This window comes from Cryobacterium zongtaii (genome assembly GCF_002909375.1).
GTDB lineage: Bacteria > Actinomycetota > Actinomycetes > Actinomycetales > Microbacteriaceae > Cryobacterium > Cryobacterium zongtaii.
In genome coordinates, this window is record NZ_PPXD01000014.1 from 1 (window position 1) to 1,326 (window position 1,326).

Genomic DNA, 1,326 nt, shown 5'->3' on the forward strand with positions numbered 1-1,326 from the left:
CGTCGGGCCGCGTTGGATGCCAACGGTGATGACAAGGTCATCGGTTTGATCGCGTGGATGCACACGTTCTCGCCGGCGAAGATGTGGATCGGCGGCCTCAACGCGTTGACCAAGCCGTTGCTGCACCTGCACACCCAGGCCAACGTGGAACTGCCCTGGGCCGAGATCGATTTCGACTTCATGAACCTGAACCAGGCCGCGCACGGCGACCGGGAGTTCGGGTACATCCAGACCCGCCTGGGCGTGTCGCGGAAGACCGTTGTCGGCCACGTGTCCAACCCGGTGGTCAGCGCCTCGATCGGCACCTGGACGCGTGCCGCGGCCGGCTGGGCGGCATCGAACAGCATGAAACTGGCCCGGTTCGGCGACAACATGCGTTACGTCGCCGTCACCGAGGGCGACAAAACCGAAGCCGAGCTGCGTTTCGGCGTGCAGGTGAACACCTGGTCGGTCAACGAACTCGCCGAGACCGTGCACGCCGCCACGGCTGCTGACATCGACGCGCTCGTGGCCGAATACGAAGAGCTCTACGACGTGGCCCCGGAGCTTCGCCGCGGCGGCGACCGGCACGAGTCGCTGCGTTACGGCGCCGCGATCGAACTCGGGTTGAAGTCCTTCCTCGAAGCCGGCGGTTTCAGCGCGTTCACCACCAACTTCGAAGACCTCGGCGCCCTCAAGCAACTGCCCGGCCTGGCCGTGCAACGCCTCATGGCCCAGGGCTACGGCTTCGGCGCCGAAGGCGACTGGAAGACCGCGATCCTGGTCCGCGTGGCCAACGTGATGGGTTCGGGCCTGCCCGGCGGGGCGAGCCTGATGGAGGACTACACCTACGACCTCACCCCCGGCGCCGAACTCATCCTCGGCGCCCACATGCTCGAGGTCAGCCCGTCACTGGCCACCGAGAAGCCGACCCTGGAGATCCACCCGCTGGGCATCGGCGGCAAAGACGACCCGGTGCGCCTGGTCTTCAACGCCGCCCCCGGCCCCGCCGTGGTCGTCGCGATGAGCGACATGCGCGACAGGTTCCGCCTCACCGCGAACGTCGTCGAGGTCGTCGAACCCACCCAAGCACTACCCAAACTCCCCGTCGGCCGCGCCGTCTGGAAGCCCGCACCCGACTTCGCCACCTCCGCCGCCGCCTGGCTCACCGCCGGCGCCGCCCACCACACCGTCATGTCGACAGCCGTCGGCATCGAGGTGTTCCAAGACTTCGCCGAGATCGCTCAAACCGAGCTCCTCGTGATCGATGAAACCACCACCCTGCGGGACTTCTCCCGCGAGGTCCGATGGAACCAGGCGTACTACCGCCTGGCGCAAGGCCTGTAA

At 67.1% G+C, this 1,326-nt stretch carries 1 protein-coding gene; it reads left to right on the forward strand.

Annotation, left to right across the window (positions count from 1 at the left end; all coding sequences use genetic code 11):
* The coding region (gene araA, locus C3B61_RS10090; protein ID WP_103460501.1) for an L-arabinose isomerase at positions 1–1,326 on the forward strand (1,326 nt) is incomplete at its 5' end.